The following is a 14,215-nucleotide window of genomic DNA, read 5'->3' as shown; positions in this document are numbered from 1 at the left end:
AGTCGGAGATGAGCATCATTCATTTAGAAGACAAGCTGCGCGGCTACGGCCAATGGCGTGAGCAACTCAGTCAAGCGGTCGAGCAATATCGTTCCTGGCTCGATCGGTATGAATCGAACAGCGATGCCGTAAATGAAACTCTTCTGGGTCTGCTCGACAGCTTGCGTACGGACCGTATCGTGCTCGCCTTCGCGGCCGAATTTTCACGGGGCAAGACGGAACTGATCAATGCTCTGTTTTTCTCGGATACCGGCGTCCGGCTTTTGCCGTCGTCCCCGGGAAGAACCACCATGTGTCCGACCGAGATTTTCTATGATCACGAGGGCGGCGCGTATATTCGGCTGTTGGCAATCGAAAGCCGCCTCAATCACACGTCTCTGAGCGAATACAAGCGATACCCACAGAGTTGGATGCAGATCGAACTGGATTGCACCTCACCGGTCCAGATGCAGGAAGCGTTTCAAGAGCTGGCGGCGACAAAGCGCGTGCCCTTGGAAGAAGCGAAGAATCTCGGCTTGTACAACGAAGATTTGCATCCCGGCCAAATCGTGGCGCCGGAGACTGTCGAAATTCCGTGCTGGCGCCATGCCTTGATCAGCTTTCCGCATCATCTCTTGAAGGAAGGTCTCACGATTCTGGATACGCCGGGCCTTAACGCGCTCGGCGCCGAACCGGAATTGACCCTGCATATGCTGCCGAGCGCGCAAGCGGTGATCTTTGTGCTGGCCGCGGATACCGGAGTCACGAAAAGCGATCTGGATATGTGGCGCAACCATGTTCGCGGTTCCCGCCACGGACAGCAAAAGAGCGGTTTGGCCGTGGTCATGAACAAGATCGATTCGATGTGGGACGACTTGCACGGAGACGAGGTCATCGAGAAATCGATTCGCACGCAAATCGATTCGGTCGCCAGAACATTGGAGGTCGATGCGGACTCGATTTTTCCCCTGACCGCCAAGCAGGCTTTGCTCGCCAAAGTCAAAGGCGATCAAGAACTTTTGGAGAAAAGCCGGCTTCAGGTTTTCGAGAGTTTCTTGGCCGAAAAAGTCGTGAAGGAGAGGCAGAATCTTCTTATGGCGTCGGTTACCGAGAGAATCGGCCATTTGGTCGATGAATCGACCGGCGTGCTTCAGGCCCATATGACCGATGCCGAGCGGCAGGTAAACGATCTTCGCAACGTGGATATCAATAACCGGGACAAGATCAAGCAATTGATGGCGGAGACGCGGGATCAGCAAAGTGCTTATCTGGCCAGCGTAAACCAGTTTCAGGCGAGCCGCCGGGTGTTTGCGGTGCAGGTCAAGGCGCTGGTCGAGTCGCTGGCACCCGAAAATATCGACGAGATTGTCAAGCGTACCCGTCGGCAAATGGCCGGCAGTCTGACGACGATCGGGATGAAGGCCGTTATGGCGGGAGTGCTGGAGGAATTGCACGGAGTGCTCGTTAAAGCCGTCTCGGTCAGCGAGGAAACGAGGAAGCTGGTGAAGGGAATATACGGGAAGTTCCAGGAAGAACACGGCTTTGCCGATCTCAAGGCGCCGCCGCTCTCGCTGAAAAAATACCAAACCGAGCTGGAGCAGGTGTTCAAAGAGGGAGAAACTTTTAGAGACAGTGCATCATCAACCTTGATGGAACAGAGCATGGTGGTGGTAAAGCTTTACACGACCATCATCGCGCGCGCGCGAGAGCTTTTTCTGCACGCGTACAAGGAAGTGTCGAACTGGTCCAGCACGGCGCTCACGCCGCTGATTCATCAAATTCGGGATCACAAGCGCGTGATCGAAAGCCGGCTGGACGTATTGCGAAAAATCAATGAGTCCAGCCAGTCATTGGATCAGGAAATCGCGGCGCTCACCCAGACGCTGGAGCCTCTGCGTCGGCAATACGACGAGCTCGTGGCCATACGGCGCGCGATGCGGTTGGATCAGGTCCAATCCGAAACCGAGGCGGAGACGGAAGTTTATCGGCCATCGCGGGCGGTAGCCGTTTGATGGCCTGCTCGCCGGATGAAAACCAAATCCCGTATGCCATGCCCAAGCTTTTGTCCGCGGCATTCGAATTTGGTCAAAGCCCGGTGCGCCGGACGGGGTGAAAACTTGCCCTTGCCTGCGGTATTTTCGAGCCGATCGCAACCTTCAAGAACGTTCAGCATTTGCCGGGCATAATCTTCCCAATCCGTGGCCGCATGAAAAAAACCGCCGATTTTCAGCTTTCGCGCCGCAAGATCGACAAATTCCGGGTTGACCAATCGACGCTTCTGATGGCGCTTTTTAGGCCACGGATCCGGAAAAAATAAATTTATTCCCGAAAGGCTTCCGTTAGCGAAGCGGTTCGTCAGTACGTCGACGGCGTCGGCACAAAAAATCCGAATGTTATTCAGCCCGCGCTCCTTGATGCGCAATAGCAACTGGGCTACGCCCGGTCGATGAACCTCGATGCCTACAAAGTCGGTCTCTGGTTGATCGCTGGCGAGTTGCGCCAGGGTTTCGCCGTTACCGAAACCGATTTCTACGACCATGGGTGCGCTCCGGCCGAAAGTTGTTTCATAATCGGGAGCCGTATCGGCCGCGTCTAAACCATAAACCGGCCAAAGAGCGTCCATGGCTTTCCGCTGCGCCCCGGTGAACCGGCCTTGGCGGAGGGTGAAGCTGCGGATGGAGCGGCGATGTGAATCGCCTTCGATTGACGTGTCTGTGCCGGAATGGATGGGCGAAGCTAGGCTGTCGTTCATGGGCGGAATGTCTGATTTCGAATTGATCTGATGCGTGAAATCGGAAAATGAAAAAAACTTGAGTCTTGGTCGGGGCTATTTTAGCGGAACCGGCTCCGACTCGTGGTTGGTTTCGTCGCACATCCGGAAGGGAAAATCGGAAAAGGTTTGATAGCCGGAACCGATTTCGAGGATGAGGCCGAAAGAAAAATCTCAATGCAAGGCGAGCAACCGTTCGGGGGATGGATTCGTGCGCCGATCGGTTTGTTTGATTCTGTGGGCGTCTACATAAGCTATTGATTTTGCTGAATATGAACGGATCTCTAGGAACTCCCGTGACGCTATCCGCTCTTGCCGGATCAAAAACCGTTATGGATTTTCCGGTCTTGATCGACCTTTATCGGTCGACATTCGTACGCTTCATTCAAGAGCGCTTCCAGTCGATGCTGGCCGATTTGAGCTTGGCGACGGACCTCGATGCCGAGGACTTCGATTCGACGTTACAAGATCATCTTGCCGACGTCTGGTCGGATCTCCGGCTCGGCCAGAAAGCTCTTTCGGAAAGTTTTGCCAAGGAATTGGCGGATTCTTTTGCTCGCTTTTTGGACCAAATGGACGCCGTCGAGCCGAATTCGGGTGCGGGCGCCGCACGGCAGACGGATCAAAAGGAGGGATATCGGCGGCCTTTGGCGTTCGACGAAAACCTGGCTCGTATGGTTGTCGAGATCGAGCTTCGACAGGGGCGGAGCATTCGCGGCGTGAATGAAGCTTACGGTACGCTCGTCGGCTGCCCGCCCGAGGCATTGTCGCTCGTTCCTTGGAACCCCGCCGTGGTGCTGGAGGCATTCGCCGCGGTTCTGAATCGGATCGAGGTTCCGATCCACCGGAAAGTGCGGCTCGTGTTGTATGGGAAATTCATCCGAAATGTTTTAAGTCACTTTGGCGAAGCATGCCTAGCGTTTCGGGATGGTCTGAACGAGCGCGCGCCTCGAGACCGCGTTTGCGGAGAAGTATCGGCCGGTGCGCAAGGCGCAGCGCCGCAGTTTTTAGGCGGAATCGTACCGGGACGAAAAGGATTTGGGAGGGCGGTTGGTTGCGATGCTGGAGAGGCAGTCGCCGGGAAGAGCATTGAAGTCGAGGATGAGGTGGGAAACGCTACGCCGCCGGACGGTCTTCGAAAGGATGGGCCGGAGTTCCGCCGATATGCTCGCGTATTCGCTTTTTTGCTGCTAACGATGATCCTTGGGATTGCGGCTTGGCAGTTGGGCACGCGACTGGCCGAGCGCCGGCTAGGGAGTTTCGCCCGGAACGAAACGGCGAGTCCCGCTGAAGCGCCCGTGTCTTCCGAGCGTACATCGCCTGGTTTGAGCGAAGAGTCGATGATCTTGGAAAGCGCGCCGCCAAACGCGGGTGCAGAAATCGCGCTTCCGGAAAGCGAGTCCTCCGGACTCGCCGAGGAAGAATCGGCGCGGCCGCCGATCGTGTCCGATGCTCGCGCGAAGCGCGACGTCATGCGTGCAGTTGAACTGGTTGATTTTGATTGGACCGTAAAATCCCCGGAAAAAGCGATGCTGTTTAACTTTACCGTCAGTAACGGCAGCGGGCGCCGGGTCGGCGGAGTCGAGGTGGTCTGTTTGCAGTATTCTAAAGATCTGGAGCTTCTGGAGCCTTTGAAAGCGGTGTTGCCGGGAATGATCGAGCCGAATACGAGCAAAAGTTTTGCGGACATTCCGGCAGGGTTCGCAAACAAGCGGGTCGATCGAGTCAACTGCATCATTCCGGATTTGAGTCTGGAATGAGAATTGATCGACGGATCTCGATTAAGAGAGTCCCGGTTCTTTCTTTTCGCCGCCAGAAAAATGACTTGCGGTATCGCGGGATGCGGTGATGTGCGACAAATCGGCAGAAGAGCCGATTTGCTCGTCTCATCCTGAGATTCGTCCTTCGGGCCGTGTTTCGCATGTTCCAGTTCGCTTCCGGCGAATTGATGTACGGCAAAGCCGCCCGAAGGGAGCCGCACAGGGATTGCGCGGCTGAACCGCATCCATCGCGAACGATCATCCCGGGAGCGCCGGAGCCACCCTTCCAATCGCAAACGGGCCTTTGGTCGGCCCCTTCCAGTCGCAAACATCGGTTTACTCGCAATCCTTTCTGCGAGCGAACGGCAAAAATCAAGTCGAACTGAAACGGAAAGCGTGTTTCCATCGGCCTCGGTTGCAGAAACGTCTCGGGCGCACCGGCGCTCTTGCTGACGCCCGAAGATCGGCTATGCGGCAGCGGCCGTAGGATTCTGATGTAACTGCCGAGGCAATTAATGCCGTCCTCTGTTTCAGTTACGTTTCGCAAACGATGTCAGCACGTTACGCCGCGCCTCGGGCAAAAGCTTAGCAATTTAGTCAAGAAAGATATTGCAAAGCCGTGACCAGCCTTTAGAATATGCATATAAATGCACAAATTACATTACTCGCTTCTGTAGGGAGTGGTTAAGGTAATTATCGAGAGTTTGTGCGGCTCCGCCCACTTGTTAGACCTAGTTGAGCGAGGACTAAATGGCAGAATACGAATGGGATCAGGAACGCGTGCGAGGGATTATCTGCGACAATAAGGATAAGCCCGGCGCATTGTTGCCGATCCTGCACGCTATTCAAGACGCTCTGGGGTATGTGCCTCCGGATAGTGTGCCTCTAATTGCCGAGGAATTGAATCTTTCTCGAGCCGAAGTGCACGGTGTCATCAGCTTCTACCACTATTTCCGGGATACGCCGCCGGGCAGGCGCACCATCTACCTGTGCCGGGCCGAATCCTGTCAGGCCATGGGCTCCGAGGCGCTAGAAGCACATGCCAAGCAGCGCTTCGGCATCGATTACCACGAGACTAGCGCCGACGGAGCGGTCAGTCTGGAGCCGGTGTACTGCCTCGGCAATTGCGCCTGTTCGCCGTCGATCATGATCGATAAGGATGTCTACGGACGCGTAACGGCCGAGACATTCGACGATATTATTGAGAACATGTAGGTTATTGCACAATGACGACCGTTTACGTTCCCCGAGACTCCAGTGCGCTATCCCTCGGCGCCGAATGGGTTGCCGCCGCCATCCGCGACGAGGCGGCCAGGCGGAATATCCGCATCGAACTGATTCGTAACGGTTCCCGTGGCATGTATTGGCTGGAGCCGATGGTCGAAGTGGCTACCGATCAAGGCCGGATAGCTTATGGTCCGGTGCGCGTCCGTGACGTGCCTTCCTTATTCGATGCCGGATTTCTCCAGGGCGGTTCTCATCTCTTGTACCTCGGGCCTACCGAGGGCATACCTTATTTGAAAAATCAGGAGCGTCTGACCTTCGCCCGTGTCGGTGTCACCGATCCGGTCAGTCTGGACGATTACCTTGCTCATGAAGGCTATCGCGGTTTGCGTCGCGCGCTGGAGATGGCGTCCTCCGCCATCGTCGACGAGGTCACCACCTCGGGATTGCGCGGTCGCGGCGGTGCGGCTTTCCCGACGGGCATCAAGTGGCGGACCGTGTTGAATGCGGCGTCGGATACCAAATATATCGTCTGCAATGCCGACGAGGGCGATTCGGGTACTTTTTCGGACCGTATGATCATGGAAGGCGATCCCTTCGTTCTGATCGAAGGGATGACGATCGCCGGACTCGCGGTGGGCGCCACGCAGGGCTATATCTATCTGCGCGTCGAGTACCCCCATGCCTTTCGTGCTTTGAACGAAGCCATTGAGTCGGCTTATCGGTCCGGTTACCTGGGGAAAGACATTCTGGGCAGCGGCAAGAAATTCGATCTTGAAGTCCGCTTGGGTGCCGGGGCTTACGTATGCGGCGAAGAGACTTCTCTTCTCGAAAGTCTCGAAGGCAAGCGGGGTTTGGTGCGCTTCAAGCCGCCGCTACCGGCCATCGAAGGACTGTTCGGTCAGCCTACCGTCATCAATAACGTCATTTCGCTCGCTTCGGTGCCGATCATTCTCGATAAGGGCGGCGAGTTCTACCGCGATTTCGGCATGGGCCGCTCGCGCGGTACGCTGCCGATCCAACTGGCGGGCAATATCAAATATCCGGGGCTGATCGAGAAAGCGTTCGGTGTTACCTTGCGGGAAATTCTTTACGACTACGGTGGCGGTTCCGCCACCGGACGGCCGATCCGCGCCGTGCAGGTCGGTGGACCATTGGGTGCATACTTGCCGGAGTCCCAGTTCGATACCCCGCTCGATTACGAGGCGTTTGCCGCCATTTGGGCGGTGCTCGGCCACGGCGGCATAGTGGCTTTCGACGACACCGTCGACATGGCCAGGATGGCGCGCTACGGCATGGAGTTCTGCGCGGTCGAGTCGTGCGGCAAGTGTACCCCCTGTCGGATCGGATCGACCCGCGGCGTGGAAGTGATCGACAAGATCATCCAAGGCATCGATCGGGAAGCGAATCTAAAACTTTTGCGGGATCTTTCCGACACGATGCTCAACGGATCGCTTTGCGCATTGGGCGGCATGACGCCTTACCCGGTATTGAGCGCGCTCAATCATTTTCCAGAGGATTTCACGGCAGAAAAAGCTGCCTAGACGGTAGGGTGCGTCGCACGCACCGAATGCTTTGTGGTGCGTCCGGCGCACCCTACGACTCAGGAGTCATTCCATGGCACTACGCGATTACGACTTCGGCACGCCCCCCAGCCAATCCGACAAACTGGTCACTCTGGAGATCGACGGCTTCAGCGTGACCGCACCCGAGGGCACCTCGGTCCTCCGAGCCGCGGCCAGCATTGGCATTCAGATTCCAAAGTTATGCGCCACCGACAGTCTGGAACCTTTCGGTTCCTGCCGACTGTGCCTGGTGCAGATCGAAGGCGGGCGCGGACTGCCCGCCTCCTGTACCACGCCGGTGGCGGAGGGCATGAAGGTTTGCACGCAAAACGAACGGCTGGCCAATGTCCGGCGCGGCGTGATGGAATTGTACATTTCGGACCATCCGCTGGATTGCCTCACCTGTTCCGCCAACGGCAACTGCGAATTGCAGGATATGGCTGGCGCCGTCGGCCTCCGCGAAGTGCGCTATGGCTACGAAGGCGAGAACCATCTGAAAGCGGAAAAGGATGTCAGCAATCCTTATTTCGCATTCGATCCCGCCAAGTGCATCGTTTGTTCCCGTTGCGTGCGCGCTTGCGAAGAAGTTCAGGGCACCTTCGCCTTGACCCTGGACGGACGAGGTTTCGATTCCAAGGTTTCGCCCGGTCAGAACCAGGCGTTCATGGAGTCCGAATGCGTTTCCTGTGGCGCCTGCGTGCAAGCCTGTCCGACCGCGACCCTGATGGAAAAATCCGTCATCGAACAGGGACAGCCGGAGCATAGCATCGTGACCACCTGCGCCTATTGCGGCGTGGGTTGTTCATTCAAGGCGGAGATGAAGGGCGCCGAAGTGGTGCGCATGATGCCTAATAAGGACGGTCATGCCAACCACGGCCATTCTTGCGTCAAGGGCCGTTTTGCTTTCGGGTACGCGACTCACAAGGATCGCATCACGACGCCGATGATCCGAAAAAGCATCCACGATCCGTGGCAGGTCGTATCCTGGGAAGAAGCGATCGATTACGCCGCTTCCGAATTCAAGCGTATTCAGGCCAAATACGGCCGCTATTCCGTGGGCGCCCTGACGTCCAGTCGTTGCACCAATGAGGAGACTTACCTGGTGCAGAAACTGGTGCGTGCGGCTTTCGGCAACAATAACGTGGACACTTGCGCCCGCGTCTGCCATTCGCCCACCGGCTACGGACTCAAACAGACCTTGGGCGAATCGGCCGGCACCCAAACCTTCGATTCGTTGAAAAAGGCCGACGTCATCATGGTGATCGGCGCCAATCCCACCGATGCCCATCCGGTATTCGGTTCTCTGATGAAGCGCTGCATTCGTGAGGGCGCTAAGCTGATCGTAGCCGATCCACGCGATATCGATCTGGTGAAATCGGCGCACGTGAAGGCCGATTATCATTTGAAATTGCGTCCCGGCACCAATGTGGCATTGGTCAATGCCTTGGCCCATGTGATCGTTACCGAGGGACTGGCGAACGATGCTTTCGCCCTGGATCGCTGCGAACAGGCCTCCTACGAGAAATGGAAAGCTTTCGTTAGCGAAGAGCGCAACTCGCCCGAAGCCACCGAATCGGTCACCGGCGTTCCGGCGGAGACGGTGCGCGCTGCGGCAAGGCTTTACGCCACCGGTGGCAATGCGGCCATTTACTACGGCCTCGGCGTCACCGAGCACAGCCAGGGCTCCACCACGGTCATCGGTATCGCCAACTTGGCCATGGCTACCGGCAACATCGGTCGGGAAGGCGTGGGCGTAAATCCCTTGCGTGGTCAGAACAACGTACAGGGTTCCTGCGACATGGGCTCTTTCCCGCACGAGTTTCCCGGCTACCGCCATGTGTCCGATTTCGAGACCCGAGCCCAGTTCGAGTCGGCCTGGGGCGTGACTCTCGAATCCGAGCCGGGTTTGCGCATCCCGAACATGTTTGGCGCCGCACTGGACGGCAGCTTCAAGGGGCTGTATTGCGAAGGTGAAGATATCGCACAGTCCGATCCGGATATCCAGCATGTCCATGCTGCTCTGCGTGCCATGGAATGCGTGGTGGTGCAAGACCTGTTCCTGAACGAGACTGCGAAGTTCGCCCATGTGTTTTTGCCAGGCGCATCGTTCCTGGAAAAGAATGGCACTTTCACCAATGCTGAGCGCCGCATTTCGCCGGTGAGGAAAGTCATGTCACCCCTGTCCGGTTACGAGGACTGGGAAGTGACCCAATTGCTGTCGAACGCCTTGGGTTACCCGATGAACTATTCGCACCCGTCCGAGATTATGGACGAGATTGCGCGGCTGGTGCCGACGTTCACCGGCGTCAGCTTCGCCAAGCTCGACGAACTCGGCAGCGTGCAGTGGCCGTGCAACGAGAAGGCGCCGAACGGTACGCCGACGATGCATGTCGATCAGTTCGTGCGTGGTAAAGGACGTTTCATGTTGACGGAGTATGTGCCGACTCAGGAAAGAACCAGCAGTCGTTATCCACTGATCCTGACGACCGGCCGTATTTTGTCCCAGTACAATGTGGGCGCGCAGACTCGCCGCACCATGAATTCGGTTTGGCACTCGGAGGACCGTCTGGAAATCCATCCGCACGATGCGGAACAACGCGGTATCAATGACGGCGACTGGGTCGGTATCACGAGTCGGTCGGGCGAAACCGTACTGAGGGCGGCCCTCACGGAGCGGGTGCAACCGGGCGTGGTGTATACCACCTTCCATTTCCCGGAATCGGGCGCCAACGTCATCACGACCGACAACTCCGATTGGGCGACCAATTGCCCGGAATATAAGGTAACGGCAGTTCAGGTGACGAAGGTGACCGAACCGTCGGAATGGCAGCGCCAGTACCGGCAGTTCTCGGAAGAACAATTGACCTTGCTGGAGCAGCGTTCGCCCACCGCCGGTTGAGGGTACGGAATGGCCATCGTCGCCTCCGAACTGGGATGGCCCAGTTATCGGATCAGTCCGGTCGAACGTTGGCGCGGCGACGAGTGTGTCAGCCAGGAGGACTGCATAGCCGAGGAGGCCCCGATTGCCTTGATGTACAACGGCGAGCCGTATGCGGTCATGCTGGCGACCCCGCTGGACCTGGAGGATTTCGCGCTAGGCTTTAGCCTCACCGAAAATATCGTCGCGTCGGCGTGCGAGGTGAACTCGATTCGGGTTTACCAGCGCGCCGAAGGCATTGAGGTGAGACTGCAAATTCCCGAGGCGCGGTGCGAAAAAACGGCGGACCAGGGGCGCAATATCACTGGGCGGACCGGTTGCGGACTGTGCGGCGCGCGTACTCTTCAGCAGGCCATACGCCGGCCGGCGCCGGTAGGACAGGGCGTCCGCGTGTCCTCGTCGGAATTGGTTCAAGTGCTGGCCAAGCTAGCCGATCACCAAAGGCTCAACGGCATTACGGGAGCGGTCCATGCGGCGGCTTGGGTGGTGCCGGGGCGGGGCATACAGTGGGTCCGGGAAGATATCGGCCGGCACAACGCCTTGGACAAGCTTATCGGGACTTTGGCGCGGAGAGGCGCCGATTTCGGTGGCGGTTTTGTGATCGTTACCAGCCGGGCCAGCTATGAAATGGTGCAGAAATGTGCGTCGGTCGGCATCAGTTTCCTGGCAGCGATCTCCGCCCCGACCGGTCTCGCGGTGCGCTTGGCCGAAGATGCCAAAGTCACGCTGATCGGTTTCGCGCGAGGTGAGAATTACGTGGTTTACGCAAATCCGCAGCGGTTGCTACACAACAAAGCCTAAGCCATCGAAGCCCGCCAAATCTTCAATTTTCCAAGCATAAAAATCATGAATATCGAAAATCTGGTAAAAATGGCCAATGACATCGGCAATTTTTTCAGTGCCGAATCCGACATAGAAGTGGCGACCCAAAGTATCGCCGAGCATATTCGAAAATTTTGGGATCCCCGGATGCGGCAAGCCATCATTGCCCACAACCAGAAAGGCGGAGCCGGCCTGAATGAACTTCCGCGAGCGGCTATCGCAGGACTTGCCAACGACCTCGCGGCGCTTCGAGAAGTGGGCGACGGCTGAAGTTATTGAATAATCCCGACTTGAGGGAGCGGCTATCGAGTCGTTGGCCGCTGTCGGTGAACGGCGTCAGGATATTGCGAATTTGACATTTGACCAGGAGCTATCATGAACAAGGAACGGTTCTCGGCATTCGTTTCATCGCTGATGTTTATGTACTCGGCAGGACATGGCGAGTCGGCCTCCGCTGCTGCCGTCTCTAGTTCGATCTCCTCGGTTTCCAATGGAAATTCGAGCGCACAGGCCGTCATTACCGGGCAGCGTGGAACGGTGGCGCTCAATGGCGACCGGATAGAGGTCAAGGATGGCAGGCTGACATGGAACGGCGTGCCTCATGGCACCGTTGGAAAAAATTCGGTCGTGAAATACATCGTCAACGGAACCGTCAAAAAGCTGTTCGTCGACGGCATCGAGAGGCTGCCCGATCCCTGACGACGCACTTTAATCCCATCCCATGTGTGCCGAGGACAAAATTCCTCGGTTCTCGGGCCTGTCCCCAACAGGCGCGCCAGAAGGCATAATAACCCAGCGAGTTCGTGGTCGATTGAATACAGTGAGGGATTATGTCTGCCATTCATCACGCCTTGGTATTGAACCTGCACCAACCCTCCGGCAATCTCGAACACCTGTTGTCGGAACAGCCGTGGGAAGCACGGGAGATCCTTTATGCCTACGACCGCATTCCACGGTTTTTATGGGGGTACGAGGATGTCGCGAGGGTCCATCTTTCGCTTTCCGGCACGCTGCTCGAAACTTTGTCAAACCCGACGTTTCAGAATCGCATCTACGGCATCGTCGATTGCGGGTCACTGATTTGGCACATCCAGAACGAACGAATCATCGATATTCTCGGCACGGGTTATTACCATCCGGTCTTTCCGCTGATTCCGGAGGCCGACCGAAGCGAGCATCTGGCGCGGTGGCAAGGTATCGCCGGACACCTGTTCTGGCGAAACACATTCCAGGGATTTTGGCCTCCCGAGATGGGATTTTCCATGGAACTGATTCCGCTGCTCAAAAAATTCGGCTACCGCTATGCGATCGTCGACAGCGAGCACGTGGAGCCGGTGACGCCCATGCGATGGCACGAACTCCGCTATCGTCCCCATATTGCCCGCTACGATGGGGAAGAGATCATCGTCGTCGTGCGCGACCGGGAGCTTTCCGATGCTCAGGAATCCGGCATGGACTACGCGTGGTTCGCGGCAGAACTGGCTCAGCGAACGCAATGGTGCGATTTCGAGCCGCTGGTTACGACATGCACGGACGGCGAAAACGGAGGCTGGTTCAGGAATACGACCAACGAAGCGAACTTCTGGGGCGCATTCTATCGGCAACTATTGGAAGAAGCCCGGCAGAAGAACCGCATTCAGCCGGTTTTCATCAAGGATTATTTGGACCGGTTCGGCGCGCACGGCGAGGTTACGGCGAAGTCCGGCGCTTGGAACACCGGTTGGCACCACGGACGGGACTTCATGCAATGGACCGGCTCGAAGGCACAAAAAGATTCCCTGGCTCGATTGCAAGCCGTCAGCGCGGCAGTACACCAGGCCCGGAAAGCCGGTGCAGCGGACGATCTAAGCGGAGCGGAGCGGGATAATCTGAACGAAGCCGTCCGGCGATTGCTGCGGGCCGAGACGAGCTGCAACTTTTACTGGGGAGAAGAGTGGGTGCATCGTTGCCATATCGATTTGGACGAAGCCGAGGCCAGCTTGCAGCGTTATAGAGCCGGTCATTCTTGAAGACGAGGGAAGCGGATCTTTCCGGGATGACGCCGCGTTTCATGCGCCCTCGGTCGGCCTAGAGAGCCGACGGCCACGAATCCGGCCGCCGTGCAGAGCGCGCCGTTAGGTGGCGAAAAACGCTCCAGCCGCGATCATGAAGGTTTTCCGGAACAGAAAACGATGATCGGGAGATCCTGCCGCCGGCAGCGCTTGCATCGGCCGAAGAAATCGCTGTCCCCGGTGCGCCTCCGTCTACGTCTACGCTTTTCTTGAACCACGCATGCTGAGAACATTGTCCACGAACGTTCCGGCATCCACTTCCTTCATGAATTTCTCGGCTACGTCGGCGATCGTTTTGCCGACGTACGCATACTGCCTCGAAAACGGCGGCCAGAAATCTCCCAGGCCGATGGCATCGTTGATAACGAGAACCTGCCCGTCACACGAAGCACCCGCCCCGATTCCAATGGTGGGAATCTTGATCGACTGCGTAATGGTTTCGGCCAGCGCGGCCGGTATGTGCTCGAGAACCAGCATGAACGCGCCCGATTCCGCAATGCCGATCGCTTCGTTCAGGATGCGTTCCGCCTCCTTTTTCTCTCCTCCCGCTTGCCGGAAATCCGGTGCGGTTTGGGGCGTCAGTCCGGTATGACCGACGACGTCGATCCCGTTGGCGACGAGATGGGCGATCACCTCGTACTTCGGACCTTCCAGCTTGATGCTGTCGGCGCCGGCATCCAGCAGCCGCCTGGCGCTATCCAGCGCCGTGGCCGGATCGCGATCGCTGTTATACGGAAGATCGCCGATGAGATGCGTATTCGGCGCGCCGCGGCGAACCGCGCCGATGTGGTATTGCATATGTTCGATGGTGACATGGCACGTGCTGTCGAAGCCCATTTCCACCATTCCCACCGTGTCTCCGACCAGGATGACCGGAATCCCCGCTTTCTCGAGCGAGCGGGCGACGGGGAATGTATACGCCGTCAACATCGGGATGGCCTTGACCGACTTCATTTGTCTCAGGGACTCTGCGTTGAGCTTCATGGTAATCGCCTCCGGCATGTCGAACTCGCATTCGGCGTCATGTGCGTCTTCTCAAGGCGCATGATGCGTTCTGTCGAGCGGGGGGATAAAACTGGCTTCATCGTCACAATATCCATTTTCCG

Annotated in this window: 12 protein-coding genes; 10 read left to right on the top strand and 2 right to left on the bottom strand. The window is 57.3% G+C overall.

What is annotated here, in order from left to right; all coding sequences use genetic code 11:
• Window positions 1-8: 8 nt before the first annotated feature.
• A complete protein-coding gene (locus tag ACWJKU_RS11185) occupies window positions 9-1,991 on the top strand; it encodes a dynamin family protein (RefSeq protein ID WP_454142380.1) in 1,983 nt (660 codons plus the stop codon).
• On the opposite strand, the gene trmB is transcribed toward ACWJKU_RS11185, so the two are convergent.
• Window positions 1,961-2,602, bottom strand: a complete 642-nt coding sequence (gene trmB / locus ACWJKU_RS11180; RefSeq protein ID WP_454148116.1) for a tRNA (guanosine(46)-N7)-methyltransferase TrmB — start codon at window positions 2,600-2,602, stop codon at window positions 1,961-1,963. The genes ACWJKU_RS11185 and trmB overlap by 31 nt on opposite strands.
• Window positions 2,603-2,833: 231 nt before the next feature.
• On the opposite strand from trmB, the gene ACWJKU_RS11175 reads away from it, so the two are divergent.
• The 9 genes from ACWJKU_RS11175 (at window position 2,834) to ACWJKU_RS11135 (ending at window position 13,067) form a co-directional block, all read left to right on the top strand.
• On the top strand, window positions 2,834-3,010 hold the full coding sequence (locus tag ACWJKU_RS11175) for a hypothetical protein (RefSeq protein WP_454142379.1): 177 nt from the start codon (window positions 2,834-2,836) through the stop codon (window positions 3,008-3,010).
• Window positions 3,011-3,081: 71 nt separating this feature from the next.
• Window positions 3,082-4,509: a hypothetical protein gene (locus tag ACWJKU_RS11170; RefSeq protein ID WP_454142378.1), complete on the top strand. Its 1,428-nt coding sequence runs from the start codon at window positions 3,082-3,084 to the stop codon at window positions 4,507-4,509.
• Between the two features lie 750 nt (window positions 4,510-5,259).
• Window positions 5,260-5,724, top strand: coding sequence for a formate dehydrogenase subunit gamma (locus tag ACWJKU_RS11165; protein ID WP_454142377.1), 465 nt, complete (start codon window positions 5,260-5,262; stop codon window positions 5,722-5,724).
• Between the two features lie 11 nt (window positions 5,725-5,735).
• Entirely contained in the window at window positions 5,736-7,277 is a 1,542-nt protein-coding gene (locus tag ACWJKU_RS11160; protein WP_454142376.1) for a formate dehydrogenase beta subunit, read from the top strand.
• A 73-nt stretch (window positions 7,278-7,350) separates the two neighbouring features.
• Window positions 7,351-10,197, top strand: coding sequence for a formate dehydrogenase subunit alpha (gene fdhF, locus ACWJKU_RS11155; protein WP_454142375.1), 2,847 nt, complete (start codon window positions 7,351-7,353; stop codon window positions 10,195-10,197).
• A 9-nt stretch (window positions 10,198-10,206) separates the two neighbouring features.
• The gene (gene fdhD, locus ACWJKU_RS11150) at window positions 10,207-11,037 is read left to right on the top strand and encodes a formate dehydrogenase accessory sulfurtransferase FdhD (RefSeq protein WP_454142374.1); all 831 of its coding nucleotides are present in this window, start codon (window positions 10,207-10,209) and stop codon (window positions 11,035-11,037) included.
• A gap of 45 nt (window positions 11,038-11,082) precedes the next feature.
• Window positions 11,083-11,328, top strand: a complete 246-nt coding sequence (locus ACWJKU_RS11145) for a formate dehydrogenase subunit delta (RefSeq protein WP_454142373.1) — start codon at window positions 11,083-11,085, stop codon at window positions 11,326-11,328.
• Window positions 11,329-11,433: 105 nt separating this feature from the next.
• Complete coding sequence (locus ACWJKU_RS11140) at window positions 11,434-11,757, top strand: hypothetical protein (protein ID WP_454142372.1); 324 nt, start codon at window positions 11,434-11,436, stop codon at window positions 11,755-11,757.
• 131 nt (window positions 11,758-11,888) lie between these two features.
• On the top strand, window positions 11,889-13,067 hold the full coding sequence (locus tag ACWJKU_RS11135; protein WP_454142371.1) for a glycoside hydrolase family 57: 1,179 nt from the start codon (window positions 11,889-11,891) through the stop codon (window positions 13,065-13,067).
• Window positions 13,068-13,307: 240 nt separating this feature from the next.
• Here ACWJKU_RS11135 and panB read toward each other — a convergent pair whose 3' ends face one another.
• On the bottom strand, window positions 13,308-14,093 hold the full coding sequence (panB, locus tag ACWJKU_RS11130) for a 3-methyl-2-oxobutanoate hydroxymethyltransferase (RefSeq protein WP_454142370.1): 786 nt from the start codon (window positions 14,091-14,093) through the stop codon (window positions 13,308-13,310).
• Window positions 14,094-14,215 lie beyond the last annotated feature (122 nt).

It is taken from the genome of Methylocaldum sp. MU1018, from assembly GCF_053646775.1.
This window is presented reverse-complemented; position numbering and strand designations above follow the sequence as displayed.